The organism is Polynucleobacter sp. Latsch14-2 (assembly GCF_018881925.1).
In the GTDB taxonomy this organism is placed as follows: Bacteria; Pseudomonadota; Gammaproteobacteria; order Burkholderiales; family Burkholderiaceae; genus Polynucleobacter.
The window spans coordinates 1-495 of sequence record NZ_JACVPL010000016.1; the positions used below are offsets into that span (position 1 = coordinate 1).

Here is a 495-nt window from a genome sequence, read left to right on the forward strand (position 1 = left end):
TATCAGTGCCCAATAAACCAGAGCCCGTTGCCTTGACTTGGGTGGTGTAAGTTAAGGTTGGATTGGCATTGCCGTAGACCTTCGTTTGTGAGGCGTCAGCACTGATGTAGATCGGACGTGCGGTAATAGAAAAATTACTTGCAACAAAGGTAATTGCATAGTTGTTATTCGCTAATGTACCTTGTCCAATCGTATAGCTCCCAACATTCTCACCTGTGGCACGAGCCAGAGCGCCCGTGAATGTGTCAGAGCCAAACAATCCACGGCCAGATCCATTCGCTTCTACAGAATAGTTCAAGGTAGGATTAGCTTCCCCGTAAACCTTAGTCTGACCGCTACTAGCCGTAATGATGATCGGACGAGCAACTACCGTCAACGTTCCATTGTTATAAGTAATGTTGTAGTTACTTGCGGTAAAGGTGCCGCCGGTTGCTGCACTTGGAACGATGTTATAGCTACCAACACTAGCGGTATTGCTTGCGCCAGTGCTCGCCA

The 495-nt window shown here is 47.9% G+C and carries 1 protein-coding gene; it reads right to left on the bottom strand.

What is annotated here, in order from left to right; translation table 11 throughout:
- Nucleotides 1–495: MBG domain-containing protein (locus ICN46_RS10735; RefSeq protein WP_216208597.1), on the bottom strand; the 495-nt coding region annotated here is incomplete at both ends.